Origin of the sequence: Acinetobacter sp. MB5, from assembly GCF_003261585.1 — a bacterium.
Lineage (GTDB): Bacteria > Pseudomonadota > Gammaproteobacteria > Pseudomonadales > Moraxellaceae > Acinetobacter.
On sequence record NZ_POVU01000046.1, the window covers coordinates 1 to 914 of the forward strand.

1 protein-coding gene is annotated in these 914 nt (G+C 44.4%); it reads right to left on the bottom strand.

The window, feature by feature from the left end; genetic code table 11:
• Window positions 1–914, bottom strand: a 914-nt coding sequence (locus C1A47_RS17520; RefSeq protein WP_162625986.1) for an electron transfer flavoprotein-ubiquinone oxidoreductase, incomplete at both ends; no start/stop codon positions are given.

The window sequence follows — 914 nt, forward strand, 5'->3', positions numbered from 1 at the left end:
TACATATTTGGATAATTTGGCCCACCACCACCTTCAGGTGCAACCCAAGTAATGTTCTGTGACGGATCTTTAATATCACAGGTTTTACAGTGCACACAGTTGGCTGCGTTAATCTGGAAGCGTTTTGAACCGTCATTTTCTTCCACAATTTCATACACCCCAGCAGGGCAGTAACGCTGTGCAGGTTCATCCCATTTTGGCAGGTTCACATTCACAGGAATCGAAGCATCTGTTAGCTTCAAATGCGACGGCTGATTTTCTTCGTGCACGGTATTCGAAATAAACACTGACGATAAACGGTCAAAAGTCAGCTTGCCATCTGGTTTTGGATAATCTGGTTTAAAGTTCACTGCATTGACAGGTTTCAATGCACTGAAGTCAGGCACAAGGTCATGCAAGGTAAATGGAATATGGAATACGTTCTGGTCAATAAAGTTAAACCCACCGCCAATCCATGTGCCAAATTTATGCATGGCTGGGCCAAAGTTACGTGAGTGATATAACTCTTCTTTGAGCCAGCTATTTTGATATTTTTGTGTGTAAGCAGTGACTTCTTTAATGAAGACATCATCACCTTCAGTGATGCGGGCAAAACCAACTTCACCACCTTGAGCTACGCCTGCGGCAATCGCTTCAAAAATCGCTTCGCCACAGAGCATGCCAGATTTCATAGCGGTATGTGAGCCTTTGATTTTGGCAAAGTTTAGGAAGCCTGCATCATCACCAATCAGGCAGCCACCTGGGAAGGTCAGTTTCGGTAATGAGTTAAAGCCACCTTTCACCACGGCACGTGCACCGTAAGAAATACGCTTACCGCCTTCTAGGAACTGTTTAATCAGCGGATGAGTTTTCCAGCGCTGCATTTCCATAAATGGATAAACATGCGGATTGTCATAAGACAAGTCAGCAATCAC